General features: G+C 43.6%; 14 protein-coding genes. 7 read left to right on the plus strand and 7 right to left on the minus strand.

The window, feature by feature from the left end; genetic code table 11:
- Positions 1 to 117: 117 nt before the first annotated feature.
- From ACHUFQ_RS11825 to ACHUFQ_RS11835, 3 genes are all read right to left on the minus strand, one after another.
- Positions 118 to 2,409 (minus strand): TonB-dependent receptor, encoded by a 2,292-nt coding sequence (locus tag ACHUFQ_RS11825; RefSeq protein WP_394175806.1) that lies wholly within the window; start codon positions 2,407 to 2,409, stop codon positions 118 to 120.
- 337 nt (positions 2,410 to 2,746) lie between these two features.
- A complete protein-coding gene (locus ACHUFQ_RS11830) occupies positions 2,747 to 3,889 on the minus strand; it encodes a DcaP family trimeric outer membrane transporter (protein ID WP_394175808.1) in 1,143 nt (380 codons plus the stop codon).
- A 25-nt stretch (positions 3,890 to 3,914) separates the two neighbouring features.
- On the minus strand, positions 3,915 to 4,775 hold the full coding sequence (locus ACHUFQ_RS11835) for a hypothetical protein (RefSeq protein ID WP_394175810.1): 861 nt from the start codon (positions 4,773 to 4,775) through the stop codon (positions 3,915 to 3,917).
- A 393-nt stretch (positions 4,776 to 5,168) separates the two neighbouring features.
- On the opposite strand from ACHUFQ_RS11835, the gene ACHUFQ_RS11840 reads away from it, so the two are divergent.
- From ACHUFQ_RS11840 to ACHUFQ_RS11865, 6 genes are all read left to right on the plus strand, one after another.
- Complete coding sequence (locus ACHUFQ_RS11840; protein WP_394175812.1) at positions 5,169 to 5,612, plus strand: hypothetical protein; 444 nt, start codon at positions 5,169 to 5,171, stop codon at positions 5,610 to 5,612.
- A gap of 415 nt (positions 5,613 to 6,027) precedes the next feature.
- The gene (locus ACHUFQ_RS11845) at positions 6,028 to 6,588 is read left to right on the plus strand and encodes a hypothetical protein (RefSeq protein WP_394175814.1); all 561 of its coding nucleotides are present in this window, start codon (positions 6,028 to 6,030) and stop codon (positions 6,586 to 6,588) included.
- Between the two features lie 447 nt (positions 6,589 to 7,035).
- On the plus strand, positions 7,036 to 7,362 hold the full coding sequence (locus ACHUFQ_RS11850) for a hypothetical protein (RefSeq protein ID WP_394175816.1): 327 nt from the start codon (positions 7,036 to 7,038) through the stop codon (positions 7,360 to 7,362).
- 782 nt (positions 7,363 to 8,144) lie between these two features.
- Entirely contained in the window at positions 8,145 to 10,598 is a 2,454-nt protein-coding gene (locus tag ACHUFQ_RS11855; protein WP_394175817.1) for a glycoside hydrolase family 2 TIM barrel-domain containing protein, read from the plus strand.
- Positions 10,599 to 10,626: 28 nt separating this feature from the next.
- The gene (locus ACHUFQ_RS11860) at positions 10,627 to 11,154 is read left to right on the plus strand and encodes a hypothetical protein (RefSeq protein ID WP_394175819.1); all 528 of its coding nucleotides are present in this window, start codon (positions 10,627 to 10,629) and stop codon (positions 11,152 to 11,154) included.
- A 167-nt stretch (positions 11,155 to 11,321) separates the two neighbouring features.
- Positions 11,322 to 13,133: an ABC transporter ATP-binding protein/permease gene (locus ACHUFQ_RS11865; protein WP_394175821.1), complete on the plus strand. Its 1,812-nt coding sequence runs from the start codon at positions 11,322 to 11,324 to the stop codon at positions 13,131 to 13,133.
- A 112-nt stretch (positions 13,134 to 13,245) separates the two neighbouring features.
- On the opposite strand, the gene ACHUFQ_RS11870 is transcribed toward ACHUFQ_RS11865, so the two are convergent.
- The 4 genes from ACHUFQ_RS11870 to ACHUFQ_RS11885 all read right to left on the minus strand — a co-directional run bounded on the left by ACHUFQ_RS11870 (position 13,246) and on the right by ACHUFQ_RS11885 (position 18,834).
- Positions 13,246 to 13,695, minus strand: coding sequence for an MgtC/SapB family protein (locus ACHUFQ_RS11870; RefSeq protein WP_394175862.1), 450 nt, complete (start codon positions 13,693 to 13,695; stop codon positions 13,246 to 13,248).
- Between the two features lie 15 nt (positions 13,696 to 13,710).
- Positions 13,711 to 15,540 carry an SLC13 family permease gene (locus ACHUFQ_RS11875; protein ID WP_394175822.1) on the minus strand — a complete coding sequence of 610 codons (1,830 nt, stop codon included), beginning with the start codon at positions 15,538 to 15,540 and terminating at the stop codon, positions 13,711 to 13,713.
- A gap of 212 nt (positions 15,541 to 15,752) precedes the next feature.
- Positions 15,753 to 17,546 (minus strand): cation:proton antiporter, encoded by a 1,794-nt coding sequence (locus tag ACHUFQ_RS11880; protein WP_394175824.1) that lies wholly within the window; start codon positions 17,544 to 17,546, stop codon positions 15,753 to 15,755.
- Between the two features lie 784 nt (positions 17,547 to 18,330).
- Entirely contained in the window at positions 18,331 to 18,834 is a 504-nt protein-coding gene (locus ACHUFQ_RS11885) for a VF530 family protein (protein ID WP_394175826.1), read from the minus strand.
- A gap of 330 nt (positions 18,835 to 19,164) precedes the next feature.
- Here ACHUFQ_RS11885 and ACHUFQ_RS11890 point away from each other — a divergent pair, with 330 nt between their 5' ends.
- Complete coding sequence (locus tag ACHUFQ_RS11890) at positions 19,165 to 20,115, plus strand: glycosyltransferase family 2 protein (protein ID WP_394175828.1); 951 nt, start codon at positions 19,165 to 19,167, stop codon at positions 20,113 to 20,115.
- Positions 20,116 to 20,117 lie beyond the last annotated feature (2 nt).

Genomic DNA, 20,117 nt, shown 5'->3' on the forward strand with positions numbered 1-20,117 from the left:
TCTCTGCAATCAAAGCCTTGCCTAAAAGCCTTTAAATTCTCACTGAGTGAGCAATAATTTAATGTGATTGGTATTAACTTCAAAGCTTCACTAAGTGCGTAATATTGGCTTTGTTCATTACCAGGCGTAATCGAGGCGCAGGCCAATCAGCGGTTCGGCTTCACTATCATCCTCTACTTCAATACCTCGGCGATAGTCAAACTCGGTGTCGTCGCTGGAGGACGCTGCGGTTAGGTTGATAACATCAAGAAAGGCCGTGACATCTATGGGGCCAAGTGCTCGTCGATAGTCAATGCGCAGGTTCACTAAGCTGTAACTGCTTTTGCGACCAACATTGCGCTCAGTGATCTCTTTTGAGAACCGCAAAGGCTGTCCAGGGCCCAGTACGTCTGAATGAATAATAAAGAGTTCGTCTGGTCTGCCAGAAAGGAATTTGTAGCGACCGGCGATTTTCCAGCGGTCGTTGATTTCCCAGGTCAGACCAAGGGTGGCCACATGCTCGCGGCTGAAGTCGGCGGCAATAGCGCCGCGGCCGTCTTTGCGGTCGATAACGATATCGTTATAAGAATAAGTCGCTGTCGTGTAAATACCTTCTCGAATTGTGCCATTGACGACGACATCGACGCCGTACGATGTGCCGTCACCAATATTAGCGAAGGTGCCCCGCACTCGATCTAGGTCTACCACCAGGTTATCGAGATTTTGATAGTAGGCTTCAGTGAGTAATGACCAGTTGTTGATCGGAACGTATTCAAAACCCAAACTGCTGTGGGCAATTTCTTCGTTCTTAAGGTTGTTCGACTCGTTAGCGGCAAGGTCTAAATAACGCGGTGACTGGTAAAATAGCCCTGCGGTGGCAAAATATCGAATCCCCGTACCGGGCCGCCAGTTAACGCTGAATCTGGGCGATGCGATGTTCTCGTCAGCAAAGCCATCTCGCTCGAGTCGAACACCGGTGCGAAAATCCCAATCTCCGAACTCAATAACCTGATCTATGTATCCAGCGTAGCTGGTTTCTTTCTGATTTAATGACGCATTGGTGTCGGTGGGTGTCAGCACAATATAACGCTGTTCGGGGGATGGCCTGTAGTCATTTTCGTCGTAGACAAATCGGTTCCAATCGCCATCTAAGATCGTTGCGTAATTCAGTTCAATTTGTGTAACTTGAATGCCTGTGCTGAACACACCCCATTGATTCACGGTTTCGAAGTCGCTTCGCCAACCGAGCTCTGTCTCATCTTCACCGATGGTAATAATGTCTTCTCGCAGGGGAATATCCGGCGCGGGTGTGCCCGGGGGAACAAGATCAGGAAAAGCTTCACCCTCTGAGCTGACTTTGTCGCTCTGGCGATAGTAAACCTTATTGGTCCAGACAGCTTCTTCACCAAGCAATGATTGCAACGTCAGACCATATAAATCACTGTCTTGTTTGAAATCCAGTAGCGCAACATCCTGGAAATCAGGTGATGCAAACACATGAGTTATGTCGCGCGTATAGTCTTCGTGGGTATCCATCAGTAAAATTTCGAAGGTGTGGTTTTGATTGATTGGTATAACTGACTTTACGATGATATCACTTAACACTGGGTCTCCAATATCGAGTTCTTCAATCGTTTCAAAGAAAGCGCCGAAATCCAGGCGGCGAGCAGAAAGCAGCAATGTCGAGTCTTCAGTGATACCGGCAGGGCCGTCATAACCTACTTCAAAACCCGCAAGATCAAACCGCAGGCTTGCTGAAGGGCTTGGATTACCACCAGCGACTTCGAGTTTGAGCAATGATGCCGCCCGGCCACCATATGCTGGCCCCCATCCACCTGGAGAGAACTCCGCTCCATTAATAACATTCGGTGCAAAAATCGAGAAACGTCCGCCGCCACCGACATCTTCGTCTTCTCCTAGTGTCGCATCAAAATGCACCGCTTTATCAAAGGGAAACTCATCAACGAATAATAAATTATCTCTTGGACCACGGCCTCGCACGCTAAAGCTTGCAAATTCTCCAGTGGCTGCCAAGCCAGGTAACCCGTCTAGCGACAGAAGCGGATCTGCGCCACCACCAACGGCACTGCGTAACTCTTCTCTATTGAGATAGGTGCTAGACCCTGATGCAAATACATCAGCCTGCCTGGCTCTGACTTCCACAATATCCATTACTGTTTTATTGAGTAGTTCAAATTCAATTTTTATGTTTTTACGGGTAATCACGCGTATGCTCGGTTCGTAGGAAGAAGCGAACCCGCTTTTCGTTACCTTAACCGAGTAAAGACCCGGGTCGAGCTGCTTCACGATAACGCGACCTTGTGCGTCGGTTTCCATCGAACGGGTGGCGTTGGTTTCCCGTTCGGTGATCGTGATCTGCGCGGTTGGTAGAGGTCGGTCAGTAAATTGATCTTTTACTAGGATAGTCATCCCACCGGGAGCCTCAACTGCTTGGGCGAGTAGTGAAAAACCTATTAGGAGCATTGATAGAATGATCTTCGAGATCTGGCTCAACGTTTTGTTCATGTTGCAAAATCCATTAGAATCGGCCGCGGCTTTAGCGTTTTTCTCTTGCTTTTTCCCTTTGTCCTTTGTCCTTTGTCGTTTTCCATTTTCCTTATCCTGGCAATTTAGCGACTAAACATCATGATGCGGGTTTGGCCTGATCTGGGTGTAACAACCCATGATAAATGTCGTTAGCTTTAAATTAACTGTCTTACGCAATGACAGCTCGTCGCCATTCTCGACAGTCTGTTGCTACGAGGTATTAAAACGTATAACGAACCATGGCTTGTACTCTGCGTCCACGCCCTTCTTTTTCATTGATGTTAATGCGATCACCAAGCATATACTCGATACCCATATCAATATGCTTATCGTATTGGTATAAAACGTTTAAATGGGCAATGGCGCTTTTCTCAATATCGGCTTCATCACGCTGATAAGAAGGCGTAACGTTCAGCCATGCATATCCCAGAGTGCTATTTAAAACCGAGGTAAAGTTATGGGTATAACTTACCGCAATGGTGGTATGTCTGTCGGTGTCAATTTTGCCATCAAGGGTTAAATTGGCACCGGAACCTCGACCGGCAAGGCCTAACACACCTTTGGCTGTACCGTCGCCATGGGTAATTGCAACGCGCGCATCGTGTTCATTAAAAAGTTTATACCTACCGGATAATGAAAGTACCCAAGCCATTGCTGAGTCATCCGGCGTTTGATTAATGCCTTCCCAATAAAGTTCCATCACCTCACCGGCGAGATTAATATGCCCCTGATCAAACAGGTAGCTTAACCGCGACGTTAGTACAGGTATTTTGCTTTGTTCAGATCCTGAAAGATTAAAGGGGTTATCGATATTCGTATTTGTTGGCTCTTCTATTGACGCGGCGTAGGTTAGAGATTCAGATAATTTTTTGGTCCAACGAATTTGATTTCTTCGCCCACCGTACAATGCTTCGCCAAAAGCAAAATCGATAAAATAAGGGATGGCATTTAAATCCGTAATGTTGGTCCAATACTGACCAAAGATAAACTCGTCTTTTTGAAAGTAAAATAGCCTTAACCGTGGTGAATTTGAACTCTCATCATAAAAGTCCATTTCAATATGAAATCGTTGTTCTGAGCCATCAATGTTGCGTTTCACATCGACATTAAAGCGGCTTTCTCGCGCATGCATTGAAAAATAGCTGCCTGAATTATAATCAGGGTCACCTTCCACCGAAATACCGGACATTAAAAATTGGTTCTTATTGCGGTTGCCGTCTAAGTCATAAATCATATCTAATTTTAAGTACCCTCCCGCAGATACCTGCACAGGTGACTCAGCATCGGTTAAGGCAATATTCGCTAAAGCAGACTGACTCAAAACTACAAGAGCACAAATACTCAACAGTGAATGTACTTTCATGTTCATTTAATTAATCTCTATATTCTTACCAAGGTAATGGCACAACAGGGGCAAATTGAAAGCGTATTTGATAATCAGGGCCAAAGGCATCGGGCTGCTCAAGGTAGTGCCAATATTGGACGCTCACTTTCCATGGGGTTTTATTGAAGATTAGTGTTTTTGAAAGGCCGGTGCCGATAGGAAATGTTAACTCTTGGCCACTTTGAGCATTATGATTATAAGACCATGTGGGTTGTGCTTGAATTTGCCAACCGTCAGCTAAATTAATGGTATAAAAGTATTGCCCGCCAGTAATACTTGTATCAAATGAGTCTTCGCCTGCCACGTCCCACTGTTGCGTAAATAATGTACCTACGACGAATTTTTCAGTGGCATAACCTACTAAAAACTCTGGCCCAAGCAAGGTTTGATCTAAAGATAGGCTATCATCCGTTGCTGTTGGCAACGTACCAACAATACCAGCAATTGCCATAACACCATTTTGAAACGTTTTGCCAACGGCGACATCAAATGAAATATCGCCTAATTCAATGCCTTGGTTCGTAAACGAAAGTTCGTTATTTTCATCAAGCTCAGTAACCGGCTGTTTGAATATGACAGGCACTAATGGTCGAAAAAATAGATTCATTGAATCATTGAGTTTATAAGGTAAAGAAGGTTGAAAACTTAATTTCATCGCAGACTGGCTGCTTGAGTTTTTAATATCCCCTTGGTATTGAATGTAATCTAATGGAAAAGCTAATACCCCCAGATTCGTATTCGGGTTTGCTAACTGTCTGGCAACCTCATTAATATCTACCGGGGCATCATCACCTTCTGCTGCATAGACATGCGCCGTCATTAAACTGCTAACCGTTAAACTCATCGCTAATAACTTACATAGCATGTTCGACATTCCTCATTACATGGGGTTAATAATTTAGCTGTAATCATTGTTATGGCTCACATAACGAGCACGGTGTAGCCCACCATTTATCGCCTTTTATGGCGGCTTTACAGCAAAAGCCATCGCCTTTTCAGCGAACCGTCTTTTTAGATTAGTCAATGAAGTGGAATTGTGAAAATAAATATATTTAAATCATCAACTAAGCTTTAAATGTATGATCTGAGAATCTTATCCTGCTCGGATGACTTTTAGGGAATCGTCGTATCCTCTTGGTCATTAGGCTTAGTCGTTGCGTCTTAAGCCACTGACATCGACATGACTGAGGTATTGCGGAACTGGTTATCGACTGTGTAAACATCATTGAGCAATGAATAATTTTACAAAGGAAATTTTATGAAAATTTTACGTTTTACTCTTTTGGTTATCTTTGGCATGTTGATTCAAAGTTGTGCAACGTCGGAACAAGAGGTGCCGACCGACCACCTTGACGACGCGCCAACTATCGTCAGGCACAGCGGGGTCGTTGCCAATATTCGCGAAGTTAAAAAGGATGCTTCTTTAGGGAAACAGTTTGGAGCTTCTTTTATTGGCGCATTAGTCGGAGGGCAAATTGGTGGCGGCAGTGCCAGTACAATCATGGGGACTACCGGCGCGTTTATTGGCCAGGATATTGCTAATGACAAATACGGCGATGTTGTTGATCGCTTGATATTGCAAGGAGAGGATGGCGTTGAATACAACTGTCTCGTGCATGGACATGATTTCAAGGTTGGAGATAACGTTATATTTACCATAGTTGAAAACCATGTATCTGCGATTATTCACGCGACTCCTTAACGATTTTAGCCACCTGTCAAAATGTTAAATATGGTGGTCCTGTAGGTTATCTAAATCGTGTTTATTTTATGCAGGAAGCGCTGATAGGCAGCCATTCGAGTATTGGCGGCTTGAGCTATATACCACGAGCTCGATTGGTATTGAACGTTCAAAAATGTCAGCGATTCAGTATCTCTGGCTTTAAGGCTTACCCGTTACCATTTAAGCGAAGGACTGACAATTGATCAACGTTGAGCTGGCTTGCCAAATAGTTGAACTATTTAATGAGCAATGGCGAGTGCCTAATCGCTGGATAAAAATTCATCATCAACTATTCTTGACTCATTCCACACTTTGATCTACCGATTATTTCAACTTACTGGTGATGCAAGATCATAGTGGCTTTTATAATCAACCTTGGAAAAGAATGATGAACATGAAACTTAAATCTATATCGGTTGCTATCGCCTTTATCTTCTCAGCGGCCGCAATTGCTGATGAATCTAAAGAAGACAAAATTGCACGAGCAAAATCGGCGGCGCCTGCCGCTGTGAGTGATAATGCGACAGTAATTGATACTGACGGCACTGTCCTGCAGGAAGGCAGTAATGGCTGGACCTGTTTGCCAGATACGATGCCCGGCGATAAAGCGCCAATGTGCAATGACGAAACCTGGATGAAAATGATGGCAGCAGTAGGGAAAAAGGAAGCATTTGTCGCCGATAAGATTGGTATCTCTTACATGCTACAAGGTGAGCCTACGGGTTCTGGTGTGAGCAACTCCTCACCCCACCATCCGGATCATAAAAACTCAAAAGACTATGTTGAAACCGGCCCTCATGTGATGATTATTGTCCCTAAAGCGTTATTAAAAGGACTTAGCGATGATCCCAACGTTGGTGGACCGTATATTATGTGGGGAGATACCGATTATGCCCACATCATGCTTCCAGTGTCTCTTGATGGCAAACAAGTCACCACGAAAAATAGTAAATAATTTACATTTTATACCCGTAAAGGCTTTACAGGGGCAGCCTTTACGGGGTATTGAAGCCTGAGTTCTCAGCCGTAGGGAGTTTATCTTAAGGCCCATTTACGGCCCTATATTTCATTAATATAGAATGACGATATCAATAAAATCTATGTTGTAACTGAACCTTTGCCCTAACTCTGAGTTGTGTACAAACTTAGTGTGATTGGTATTAGCGCCTGTCTATTCACTTATCTTTCTGATTTATACCTACCCTCTAAATTAATGTTGTAAATTTACATAAAAGTTACAGGATCCTACGATTAATCTATATGAATAAGAATTTTTCAGCCATAAAACGTGATTTTTTGTAATTTTATTACAAAAAGTGCGTGCATTCTTAGAGTTTGTACTCTAAAATAACCATCAATTAGAGCTTTTGCTTAACTTTTAAACCAAGTAACGGGATTGACCATGAAAAATACTTTAGCGATTACACTATTTACTTTGATTTTCTCAACAGCTGCGAATGCAGGTGTTTCATACAGCAATTACACGGAACAGGAAACGTTCGGTCCATATGCGCGCCTTCTAACCTCATTTAATGACGTTAAAGTCATTAAGACGGTTCAAGGTGATGAAATAAAGTGTCGTGTTGAAGTTTCTCATGGCGATACACTTTTAAAAGGTAAAGAGCGTCAGGTAACGGAAAGCGATTTATCAGCTAGCCCACTAAAAGCCTGTTTAACAAAATTTGAAGCGCGTCGTCTTGCAGACCGCGGCGATTTTTGGTGGAAATAATCGTTTTTAACGATTGATAGGATATCCCGAAGATACCTTATGTAGTATTAGGTATCTTTGCCGGGCCAGCGAGGGTTCGCTGGCCACGCCCTATTTTCTGTAATGCCATTTCCCTTCTTCGCCAGATATAAACCCTGGCAAAAGCGTTAATAACAACGCGACTATATTCACTTTTCTCTACAGCGCTGCTCCAATTTAGGGTAGTTCAAGCAACGAGCGTCTCTACGTATTTTCTCAGCTTTCTAATCATAGTGATTACCGGCTGTGTTTTACGTTTTATTCCTTTATGACACTCGCGGTAACTTTGTAGACGCCATAGGCTTTTATCGCCCAGCCTAAAATAATACCAATCAGTTCAGCCATGAGATATTTAATACCAATCACATTAAGTTTGTGCACAACTCAGAGTTAGGGCAGAGGTTCAGTTACCACATAGATTTTATTGATATAGTCATTCTATATTAATGAAATATAGGGCAGTAAATGGGCCTCTCACTAACTCCCTACGGGTGAGTTTTAAAGGCATTTATCCTGCGTTACTGATTTTGACAATGGAATAACCATTCTCTGCAATCAAAGCCTTGTCTAAAAGCCTTTAAATTCTCACTGAGTGAGCAATAATTTAATGGGATTGGTATAAGACCGAACAACTGAAAATGTTAAGGGTAGAATTTTTCACAAATCGTGTTATTGTTGACAATAAACAATAATTCGAGTCCGATATGTTAACCAAAATACGAAAAACACCCGTTTTTACAATCATTTTGTGCGCTGTTTTGAGCTTGCCTAGTTTCGCAACTGAAACGGTTTTTAATGAAAACTGGCGATTTATTCTTGAGGATAATCCGTCTTTTAAATTGACTTCACAGGATGATAGCCAATGGCAGGAAATCCAGTTACCCCATGACTGGAGTATTTTGCAGCCTTTCGACTCGACTTTAAATGGTGCAACCGCCTATTTGCCTGGTGGCGTAGGTTGGTACCGAAAATCGTTTCAAACACACATTAACCCGCAAACGCAAAGGCAATTTTTGTACTTTGATGGCATCTATAATCATTCGAAAATCTATTTAAATGGTCAGGAAATTGGCGGTTGGGTTAATGGTTATACACCATTTTATCTGGATATCAGCGATTATTTAGCACCTAGGGGAAAGGCTAATGTTCTCGCTGTGCGCGTGGATCGCCGTCGTTATATTGATAGTCGCTGGTACACGGGCTCTGGTATCTATCGCGATGTTAAGCTGATCACTAAAGACAAATTACATATACCAATTTGGGGCGTGCAATTTACGACGCCAGAGGTCAGAGCGCAGCGCTCCCAAGCTAAGATCAAGGTAGATCTTAATAATGATAATGACCAACCTCAGCAATTTGAACTTAGCACGAAAATTACTGATATGGCAGGTAAGGTCGTTGCGCGGGCAACGCGTACCGTCGATATCGGTGCGAATAGTCTGGGTGAAGAGGTGTTTGATCTGGCTGTGGTTGAACCGAAACTTTGGTCTGTGAATTCTCCGTATCTTTATCTTCTAAGTACTGAGATTTATCGTCAGGACAAGTTGATAGATAAGCAAGATGAACGTGTGGGATTCAGATCGTTTAAATTTGATACCAACACGGGGTTTTGGTTAAACGGTGAAAATTTAAAAATTAAAGGTGTAAACCTGCATCATGATGCGGGCAGTGTAGGGGTTGCGGTGGCTGACGATGTCTGGCGTCGACGGTTAACCAAACTCAAAGAGGCGGGGGTCAATGCGATCCGTACCGCCCATAATCCTATGTCAGAGCGGTTTATGCAGTTGTGTGATGAAATGGGGTTTTTGGTTCAGGGAGAAATTTTTGATGAATGGGATAATCCAAAAGACAAGCGCCTGAATCAGTGGGAGCGTCACGATGATTTTGTAAGTCGGGGATATGCTGATTTCTTTCAGGAAAACGCTGAGGTAGATTTAAAAAATGCCATTTTACGAGATAGAAATCACCCTTCTATCATTATGTGGAGTATTGGTAATGAGATCGAATGGACTTATCCGCGGTACAAGCAGGCTTCAGGCTATTTCGATATGAATGCATCGGGTAATTATTTTTACAACCCGCCGTTTATCAGTGCCGAGGAAATTAAACACCGCTTTTTTGAACAAGAGCCGGGTGAATATGTGTTGGCAAACACCGCGAAAAAACTATCAAACTGGGTAAAAGACGTTGATACAACACGACCTGTTACCGCGAATTTAATTTTACCCTCGGTAAGTCATGTCAGCGGATATACCGACGCGCTTGATGTGATTGGCTATAGTTATCGCCGAGTTATTTATGATTATGGTCATCAGCGTTATCCTGACAAACCCATCATGGGTACCGAAAACGTCGTGCAGTGGCATGAATGGCAGGCGATAGAAGAGCGGCCATTTATCGCAGGTACGTTTTTATGGACAGGCATTGATTATCTGGGCGAAGCCCATTCGAAATGGCCTGCAAAACATATTGATGCGGGGATGCTTGATACGGCCGGTTTCGACAAGCCAGGTTTCCATCTCTTTAAAACCTTATGGCAAGACCAGCCTCATGCGCATATTACAACCCAGACTATTGATGCGTCCACTTATGAAATGGGCAAGAATGGAGAGTTTGTTGATAAGCGCAAAGGTGGTTGGCAACGCCGCGTATGGGGCTGGTATAACGTTAATCGACATTGGAATTACGACGATAATGAAGCGGTTGTTGTTGAAGTGTTCTCAAATTGTCCTTCGCTGGATTTACGTCTAAATGATCAGTCATTAGGTAAGAGAAATCTGGTAGATTTTCCGGATCGGGTTTATAAATGGCTGGTGCCTTTTTCGGCTGGATTATTGAGCGTCAGCGGCGATAAAAATTGTGAGGTAACGGATAATGTTACTACGGCTAACTCTCCGGAGACAGTCCTGATAACATCGGATACTAAGGCGCTAAAGGAAGATAACAATCGCATTGCGCATATTGAAGTACAGTTATTAGATGCTAAAGGAAACCCTGTGTCTCACGTGGAGCAGGATGTCACACTTGAGTTATCTGCAAATTTACAAATGGTTGCCAGTGATAATGGTAATAGTGCGACTGTTGCCAGCTATCAATCTCAAACCCTGAAAACCCACCAGGGTAGGGGCTTATTCCTGATAAAACGAGTAGGTAAGGGCGAAGGTTTGGTAACGCTAAGTGGAAAAGGACTTCAGGCAAAGAGCATTAAGCTAAAGTAACATCAATGCAAGGGATTTAAGGACGATTATGGCTTCAGGAAAACAAGTGGTTGTGGTTATCTTTCTCTTGCTGGTTTGCCTGAGTATTTTCACTAGTCTTCGTGCTCAGGCAAAGCCCGAATGTGAACCATATCACCAGGCTTTGGCTAACATCAGGGCGGAAATGCGTGCTGGCTATCGCGAACCGCGAGGCGAAATATTAAGAGACAAAGAGCGTAAACTTAAGGAGAAAATTCGGTTATGTCTTGGTTACCAATCGCGCACAAATAACCCTAATAACCTCAACCAGAAAAAAGGTAAAGCAAGGCATAAACCGGCCGTTAAATCACAATCATCCACGGCTGTAATTATGACAAAAAATGCCGACCAACTCGGCAATCAAGCTCTGGTTATTCGGGGGAAATTTACGGGTAAAAAGCAAGCGGCTTGGTTACGATTCTATCAACCTTCTGAGCAATGCCGTCAACCACAGACGACAAGCTTGTTCGCCAAATGTCTGATGCTCCGCGATAAGCAGGCCAAGGTTTTCTCAAAACAATGGGATGAACAGTTTTAATGAAAGTTATCGTGTTATAGTAATGTTGTGGGTAGTACTGCTATAACGTGCGTCTGTTTTTTGTAATTCTGCCAGCAACTTACTTAATATCAAACTGGATCATTGACTTTATTATATGAGTTAATCTCCATCTATTTATGCCGATTTAGCTTTATTCAGGAATATTCATGTCATCTTCACCCAGCACCGAGCAGCAAACACCTGAGAATTTAGACGTAAATGCACCGGTGAATAAGCGCCTGAGTATTTTAATGGAATTGGTGCAATTTGTGCGTCCCTATAAAGGACGGTTAATTGCGGCGATGATTGCGTTGATTTTCACCGCTGTCGTAATGCTGTCAGTCGGGCAAGGTGTGCGGATGCTCATTGACCAGGGATTTGCACAGCAGTCGATGGCAGAGCTTAAATCTGCGGTGCTATTTATTCTTTTCGTTACTGTTTTATTGGCAATAGGGACTTTTACCCGATTTTATCTGGTGTCCTGGCTTGGCGAGAGGGTGAGCGCCGATATTCGCCGAGCGGTGTTTAGCCATGTCATTACCTTACACCCTAGTTATTTTGAAACCAATGGCAGTGGCGACATTATGTCGCGGATCACGACCGATACAACGTTGCTACAGAGTATTATTGGCTCTTCTTTTTCTATGGCACTGCGAAGTGCGTTAATGTGTGTTGGTGCGATGGTGATGCTATTTGCGACCAATATTAAACTTACTCTGGTAGTGCTGGCGTCAGTCCCATTCATTCTTGTACCAATTTTGTTTTATGGCCGTAAGGTGAGAAAGCTTTCCCGCAAGAGCCAGGATTCCATGGCCGATGTGGGCAGTTATGCGGGTGAGGCAATTGAACACATAAAAACCGTGCAAAGTTATACTCGCGAACAACAGGAAAAACAGGCGTTCTCGGATGAGGTGGAAAAGGCGTTTGATATCGGCCGTCGTCGAGTAATGCAACGGGCAATCTTAATCGCAGGGGTTATCATCATTGTCTTTGGGGCAATAACTGGCATGCTTTGGGTAGGTGGCAGTGATGTTATTTCTGGAAAAATGAGCGGAGGTGATCTTGGCGCTTTTGTCTTCTATGCGATTTTAGTGGCATCCAGCCTGGCAACCATTTCTGAAGTTATCGGAGAGCTGCAAAGAGCCGCAGGTGCGACTGAGCGACTAATCGAAATATTAAATGTGGATAATCATATTCTCCCTCCTGAAACAACTGTCGTAGATGCATCGTTGTTGCAACCGGTTATCACCTTTAATGAAGTGTCATTTAACTATCCATCACGGCCGGACCAATCGGCAATAAGCGCATTAACCTTAACCGTCGAGCAGGGCAAAGTACTGGCTCTTGTCGGGCCATCTGGTGCTGGAAAAACCACGATATTTGAATTGCTGCAACGTTTTTACGATCCGCAAAAAGGGAGCGTCAGACTTGATGGCATTGACATTCGAAGCCTTGATCCTAAAGCGCTGCGGGATAAGATGGCGCTCGTACCGCAACAGCCGGCGTTGTTCAGCTCAGATGTGATGCATAATATTCGTTATGGTCGGCCCGAGGCCACGGATGAAGAAGTGATCGATGCGGCGAAAAAAGCTCATGCCCATGGCTTTATCGAGAATCTGCCCGAGGGTTACAAGAGCTTTTTGGGAGAGCGAGGTGTACGGTTATCAGGTGGGCAGAGACAGCGCATAGCGATTGCCAGAGCCATTTTAAAAGATCCAGATATTTTGCTATTAGATGAAGCCACTAGCGCATTAGATAGCGAGAGTGAGCATCATGTGCAACAGGCGTTAGAGCAACTAATGCACAATCGTACCACGATCATCATTGCTCATCGTCTGTCTACAATTCAACATGCGGACAACATTGCGGTTATGGATAATGGTGCCGTAGTCGATAGTGGTGATCATGAATCTTTGATGCAATCCTGTGAGCTTTATCAGCGACTGGTTCATTTACAGTTCCGGGGAGGATTGGAATAATGTTCAGCCGTAAAAAGAGGTGAGGCTCTCTCATTCATGAAAACAGGTTAGCCATCCTAAAAGGTGAAGTTTACTCACCAAACTTTCAATTTATATCCACTGACATGAGCCGTTATTCCGGATCATTATCATCTTGAGGCATTGCTTTTTTAGCGGTACTACCAAATTGCAGGGTCAGGAAGGTTACCAGAGATAAAATAATCGCGATTTCATAGCGATGCCAGGAGACAGCAATGCCGATCGCTCCGGTCGTCCATATGCTTGCCGCTGTCGCTAACCCTGTAACCTGTTTATCACTTTTTAAAATCGCTCCGCCGCCAATAAAGCCAATACCGGTTATCACCCCTTGAATGACTCTTGCCTGGGCATTTACATCGGAGAAAACGTGAGAGGCAATCAATATAAATCCGCAGGCGGAAACGCTGACGATGGGGAACGTCCTAAGTCCGGCACTTCGAGTTTCGGTTTCGCGGTTAATTGCAATCGGTAGAGCTAATAAAAATGCCATGCCCAGACTGAAGCTGTGGTTTATTATAATTGCCCAGTCGAGTTCAAAATTCAACACAGAGATTACCTTTTATAGTTGGTAATAGGAGGCCAAAAACAGGGTAAAACCTACCCCCATAATCAAGGTCAATGGAATACCGACTTTGAGAAAATCAGAAAATTTATAACCACCGGCGCTAAATATCAGAAGGTTAGTTTGATAACCGATTGGCGTTGCATAGCTCATATTTACGCCAAATAATACGGCAAGAATAAATGCCTCTGCTGGTGCTCCTAATTCTTGTGCAATATTAATCGCCACTGGCGTACCAATGACGGCTGCCGCCGTATTGGAAACCACATTCGTTAATACAGACATGAGGAATATTAATGCCCCCAGGATTACGATCGGAGAGGAGCCTTGCATGATTTCAATAAATTGGTGGCCAAGGAACTGATCAGCGGCGGTGATTTGCATGGCTTTACCCAAGGCCAGAGATACAACGATTATCATAATAATCGATGGGTTCAGGGCGTTACTTATTTCTCGCCAGTTTAAACATCGGGTTACCAACATCGCGCCAACACCGCTTAATGCGCTGATGGATATTGGCAATAACTGCAGTGCTGCAAGCGCAATCACGGCAATCATGATGAAAATTGCCATAGGTGCTTTATTAGACGCTGGCACATGAATGGTGTTGTCCAATACCAACAAACGAGTATTTTCTTTGAGTTTTTGCAAGTTGTCCTTGCGGCCTTGAACTAACAGGATATCACCACGATGCAATGCCACTTCGTTAATGGAACCATTAATCTGCTGCGGTTTGTTTAAGCGATGCAACGCCAGAACAACCAGTTCATGAATACTGGAAAAGCGAGTTTCATTGAGAGTTTTATTGGCCAGCAATGAACCTTCCGTGACCAGAATTTCGGCGAGAATTTGATCGTCATCATCAAATGGATTGTCTTTGGAGATTGGGTGGACGTTATCATTGAGACTGTACAAATCGGCTTTAAATTGCTGGCTGTATTCGAGCAGCTGCTCCGCTGTACCGCTAATAATTAACCCATCACCTGCTTTTAATCGAATGGTCGGTAGTTTAATCAATTGATTATCACCACGAACAATTCTCGATACCTGCATCTTATAATCGGTACTGCGCAATACCTCCGCCAGTGTTTTATCAATAAGCTGGGTATCTTCAGTGATCATCATTGACGCCTTAAATATCCGGCTCTCTTTGTGTTGTAACGGTACGTCCCGCTCAGGCAAGAGTTTTGGTGCGATAAAAATCAAATACAATAGACCGACTCCGCCGACGACCAGCACTGGTAAGGCAAAATCGAACATCGTAAATTGATGGACACCTAGATCATGGGCAACAGAGACGATAAGCAAGTTTGTCGAGGTACCTATGGTCGTGGCTGTACCTCCGATGAGCGTTGCCAGGCCAACGGGCATTAATATTTTTGACGGCGGTTTGTCATTGCTCAGTGCGACACCAATCAAAACGGGTAAAAGCATGACCACAATGGGGGTATTGTTTAAGAAACCACTGAGTAGGGCGCCAATCATTAAGGTCATCGCAAGGCTTAGTGTGGGGTATCGGCTCCAATTTTTTGCCATCAAGGTGGTTAGCGGTTTTAATGCACCACTGATTTCTATACCTCGCCCCAACATCATCAACGCACAAATCGTCAGCAATGCTTCATGGCCAAAGCCCATAAAAAACTCAATCGGACTAAAGGTTTCCCCAGATGCGGTGGTGTATGGATACAGTTGGAAACCCAAAACCAACATAATGAGAATAAGCAGGCTGGAGGTTTCCAGTCGAATGCGTTCTTGCGCGAATAACACCAGGGCAACGGTGATCAGAATCAAAATGGCGATGCTATGAGAATTTAAAAGTGGCGTCATATTCGTTGGTTTTTTAAATTATTAAGGGACACAATGGATGCGCAATGTATTCCATTATAGCGCTTGCCAGACAATTCATTGCATTAAGCATTAAGCATTAAGCATTAGGTTTTAGGCAAGCGCAACCTCTTTATGTATTGGGTTTGACTACGACTCCCATCTTTACCGACTTGCCAATAGCATCGTTTGTTCATCTCTTTCGGTGACAACGCTTAAGTTGTTTTAACCTTGAGGGTGAATAATCGCCAGCCCTGCTGCGGCGTTAAGTTGGTTTCAGGCGTGACGAAATGGATATTGTTTTGGTCATCTATCGCAAACAGAAGTATTGATAACTCAGGGTTATGATTTTCTTGCCAGTCACTAAACTGATAGTTTTCGGTAAGTTGCGTGGTTTTTATTTGGTGCTCGCCTCGGGAGATCCGGCTTAGATCCCGATAACGAATGTTTTGAGCAAACAGAACCTGGCCTTTGTAAAAGCCACTGGCGCGATGCTTCGCATTGGATTTTTCATCTTCCGCTGACGCTAGGGTATAAATATTTCGGATACCAAAGTCCTCCTTGAATCGTAACGCTGCAGCGATATTCTGACTATGATAAGGCGATAACCCGAGCATGCCACCCAGACCTGATGTATCCATGTAAAGCTCGGCATGCTCGGAGAGCGGATTGCCATAATATGTGGTTAATCCATTCATTCTGGCATCAGAAATATTTTCCCATTGGGTATCGCATAATAACGTTTTAACCCCGGCATTGTTTAATGCGGTCGCGATAGTAATCGCCACCGTATTGGCGCCAATAATCAGGTAACCTTCTGTATCGGGTTCACTCACCTTAAGGTGTCTGGCCAGAGGACGAGCGGTAGCACTTTGAATCACCACCGTACCTATGATGACACTAAACGCCAGTGGAACGAGGAGTTCGGCGTTCTGCAACTGCAATTCTTCTAAACGTAGGGCAAACGCAGCAGAAACGGCGGCGGCAATAATACCTCTTGGGCCGATCCAGGCCAGTAATGTGCGCTCTGGCAGACTGAAACTAGAGCCCATAGTTGAGATAAAAACTTTTAAGGGGCGGGCAATGAATTGCATCACTAAAAGAATTAGCACTGCTCCCCAGCCAAGCTGCGCCAAGGTTTCAAAATTAATTCGGGCGGCAAGAATAATAAACAGTGCAGAGACAAAGATAATTGTCAGGGTTTCTTTAAAGTTTAAAATATCGCGAATATGGACATCTTTCATATTTGACAGCCATATTCCCATGATAGTTACAGTCAGTAAGCCGGATTCGTGCATCAATGTATTCGATAACGCAAATGCGGCGCCGACGAAGGCGATAGCGGCATAATTTTGTAAGTAGTCGGGGATCAGATGGTTTCGCAATAACAACCCAAAGCAATGACCTGCACTTATCCCCATGGCTATACCGATTAATATTGTTTGACTAAAAACAATGAATACATGGGCGATACTGGCGCTGGTTTGTTGTGCCACTATCCATTCAAATACCAATACCGCTAACAAGGCACCAAGCGGGTCGATAACAATACCCTCCCAGCGCAGCGCTTTGGCGACATTGGCGCTGGGCTTGACCGAGCGTAACATTGGCATAATCACCGTCGGGCCAGTTACCACCATTATGGCGCCAAATAATGCGGATAAGGACCAACTCAAACCAATGATGTAATGGGTGGCAACGGTGGTGACCGTCGCATTGATGAGGGCACCGTAGGAAATCATATTGCGCACGCTTTTGCCGACATCCTTGAGTTCCTGAAGCTTCAATGTCAGGCTGCCTTCAAACAAAATTATGGCAACACTTAAAGAAATGAAAGGGAACAGCAGGTCGCCAAAGAGAGCATCGACATCGACCAAATGAAATGTTGGGCCAATTAAAACGCCGGTAAGCAACAAAAATAAAATGGCTGGCAAGTTGACTCGCCATGCCAGCCATTGGCAGCAAAATCCTAGTAATCCTATGAGCCCCAAAATGAGTAAATCAGGCATGTCTGTCCCGTAATCGGCGTTGTTTGTGACGAGTCTTGATAAATAGCTTACTTGGTTAACATTATTAAAGCGAATAAACCTGATGATCTCAATAGGTTAATCAACCTCAAGAAAACACGAAAGAAAATGCTCGAAAAATCATATAGTTTCTAGTTATTAACGAAATGCAAGTTATACCAATCACATTAAGTTTGTGCACAACTCAGAGTTAGGGCAGAGGTTCAGTTACAACATAGATTTTATTGATATAGTCATTCTATATTAATGAAATATAGGGCCGTAAATGGGCCTCTGGTAAACTCCCTACGGGTGAGTTTTAAAGGCGTTTATCCTGCGTCACTGATTTTGACAATGGAATAACCATTCTCTGCAATCAAAGCCTTCTCTAAAAGCCTTTAAATTCTCACTGAGTGAGCAATAATTTAATGTAATTGGTATTAGGACTGTGTTTCTGAACGAACAGCTCTACATACCATTAGGGTGCCGTGGGTAATCCATAGAAGCCGTACGATTAACCTTGTTCAAGGTCGGACCGGTCGTAAAACTGTACAGGCAATGATGGGGGGCGCTAAGAATGCTCGGGTATTAGTGATGATAGGATTATTGACCACCAGATTTAACACATTTTAAATTGGTTCAGGAACAGCAATGGTGAAAGCCTTTGAATTATACAAATTCCACTAAGTGTTTTCCCTGTCAGTGAAAATTTAAAGGCTTTTAGGCAAGGCCTTGATTGCCGAGAATGGTAGCTCTCGAGTTAGAGAAGCTACCCGATTAAATTACCCTAGCCTTTGCTTTTGAAATTGGCATATGGGTCATTGCTAGTCTCGCTTTTTTGAGCAGTCTTTTCGTATGGACTATGCGAGGTTTTGCTCTGGCGAGAGCGACTTCGGTCATCGCCATGGTGTCGGCTATCTTTATTTCGCGCGGCTTTTTCTCTTTTTAATCGTAAGCGCTCGGCGTCTTCAAGGCTAAGCTCTTGCGGCTCTTTAGGCTTTTGATGCAAAGGGACGATGCGATCTCGTGGTGGTAATTCAAACATAGCATCATCTGCTCGGGGCAGGTTCTTAAATTGATACAAGTAAAAGCTTTCTACTTTATGTTGGGCCCATTCGGTTTTCTTCAAAAATTTTAAACTGGCTTTGATGCTGGGGTTTTGTTTAAAGCAATTTAAGTTCAGATAAGCGGCAAGGATCTCCCACCCGTAGTGATCTACCATTTGGGTTAACACCTGCTCCAGACTGGTTCCGTGGAGTGGGTTGTTTTCATATTCTTCCTGAGTGTACATGTTTTCGCCTAATCAAAACTGCAAAGGATAAGACGACATTATAAAGGTTTTTCTGCTAAGAGGTTTAGAAATTGTTGGCCTGTGGCGCTCAAAATAATTTTTTTCGAAAAATATGTAATCCTGAACCATACTCATTGACTGGAGAGAACTAATGATTAAAAAGGCGTTGTTTGCCTCTAGGGAATGATTCTACACAGGTTCTGAAAATCAGAACCTATCATAATGCGTTACTCAACGTGCCACATTCCCAACCATGACGGCATCATTACCCGTCTGTTGAATTTTTAACATGCTCTTGTTCCGTTAAGATGGATAACTGTGGATTTCACGATGAATAATAAGCAAACACAGCCTTTAGTTTCAATCATCATACCTGTGTATAACGGGGAAAGGTATTTACCAAAAACCATTGCATCAATTGTTGAGCAGCATTATGAAAATATTGAGCTTATTCTGGTAAATGATGGCTCTAGTGATGGTTCGGCGACCTTGTTGGAGGCAATTGGAAAACAAGATCCTAGGATCAGGGTGTTTCATCAGGAAAACGCTGGCGTTGGTGCAGCAAGAAACTTTGCCGTTTCCAAAGCTCATGGCGATTTCATTGCGTTTTGCGATCAGGATGACCTTTGGCACCCGCAAAAATTAAGTCAGCAAGTGCCGCTGTTTGAAAACCCAAAAGTCGGGCTAGTGTATTGCGGAGCGCTTAGCGAATATACCGAACGACAGAGTGTGCATACCCCTTCATTTGAAAATAAGCATCGCGGTGATGTCTTTGAGCACCTGGTGCGATTAAATATGCTCACCTGTTGTACCAGCGTGATCCGTAAGTCTTTGTTCGATTATGTTGGTGGTTTTGATGATGATAAAGCATTGATGGGGGTTGATGACTGGCACTTATGGCTAAAAATTTCGCTTTTTAGTGAGTTTGATTTTGTGCCCGAACATTTGGCAACCCATGTATTCCATGGGACAAATTTTTCTCAGAATGACTTTGCAATGTACAAGGCTGAGCTGATTTGTCTTGAAAAAATTCAACAATACCTTGATGAATTAAAGCTGCAAAAAAACATACCCTGGAACAAAATTAAGTTTGCCAGCAGTATTCGTTATGGCAAATCCTTTGTTTATAGCGGTTTGTATAACTTGGCTGGTGATACGTTTATTCAAGCGGATAAATGGGTACCATCTGCTAAATACCGGTGGATGGGGCGGCTATTGAAGATATTACCCGATGCCTTATTGAAACTTGGCCAGCAAAGCAGAAGACTGCTAACCCGTTAGCA

The sequence above is a fragment of the Thalassotalea litorea genome (assembly GCF_043642205.1).
Classification (GTDB): domain Bacteria; phylum Pseudomonadota; class Gammaproteobacteria; order Enterobacterales; family Alteromonadaceae; genus Thalassotalea_A; species Thalassotalea_A litorea.

Bases quoted from the DNA above. Each gene is read 5' to 3' on its own strand.
- ACHUFQ_RS11835 (WP_394175810.1), bottom strand. From the start codon at position 4,775: ATGCTATGTAAGTTATTAGCGATGAGTTTAACGGTTAGCAGTTTAATG.
- ACHUFQ_RS11860 (WP_394175819.1), top strand. From the start codon at position 10,627: ATGGCTTCAGGAAAACAAGTGGTTGTGGTTATCTTTCTCTTGCTGGTT.
- ACHUFQ_RS11830 (WP_394175808.1), bottom strand. From the start codon at position 3,889: ATGAAAGTACATTCACTGTTGAGTATTTGTGCTCTTGTAGTTTTGAGT.
- ACHUFQ_RS11875 (WP_394175822.1), bottom strand. From the start codon at position 15,540: ATGACGCCACTTTTAAATTCTCATAGCATCGCCATTTTGATTCTGATC.
- ACHUFQ_RS11845 (WP_394175814.1), top strand. From the start codon at position 6,028: ATGAAACTTAAATCTATATCGGTTGCTATCGCCTTTATCTTCTCAGCG.
- ACHUFQ_RS11880 (WP_394175824.1), bottom strand. From the start codon at position 17,546: ATGCCTGATTTACTCATTTTGGGGCTCATAGGATTACTAGGATTTTGC.
- ACHUFQ_RS11850 (WP_394175816.1), top strand. From the start codon at position 7,036: ATGAAAAATACTTTAGCGATTACACTATTTACTTTGATTTTCTCAACA.
- ACHUFQ_RS11885 (WP_394175826.1), bottom strand. From the start codon at position 18,834: ATGTACACTCAGGAAGAATATGAAAACAACCCACTCCACGGAACCAGT.
- ACHUFQ_RS11840 (WP_394175812.1), top strand. From the start codon at position 5,169: ATGAAAATTTTACGTTTTACTCTTTTGGTTATCTTTGGCATGTTGATT.
- ACHUFQ_RS11890 (WP_394175828.1), top strand. From the start codon at position 19,165: ATGAATAATAAGCAAACACAGCCTTTAGTTTCAATCATCATACCTGTG.
- ACHUFQ_RS11825 (WP_394175806.1), bottom strand. From the start codon at position 2,409: ATGACTATCCTAGTAAAAGATCAATTTACTGACCGACCTCTACCAACC.
- ACHUFQ_RS11865 (WP_394175821.1), top strand. From the start codon at position 11,322: ATGTCATCTTCACCCAGCACCGAGCAGCAAACACCTGAGAATTTAGAC.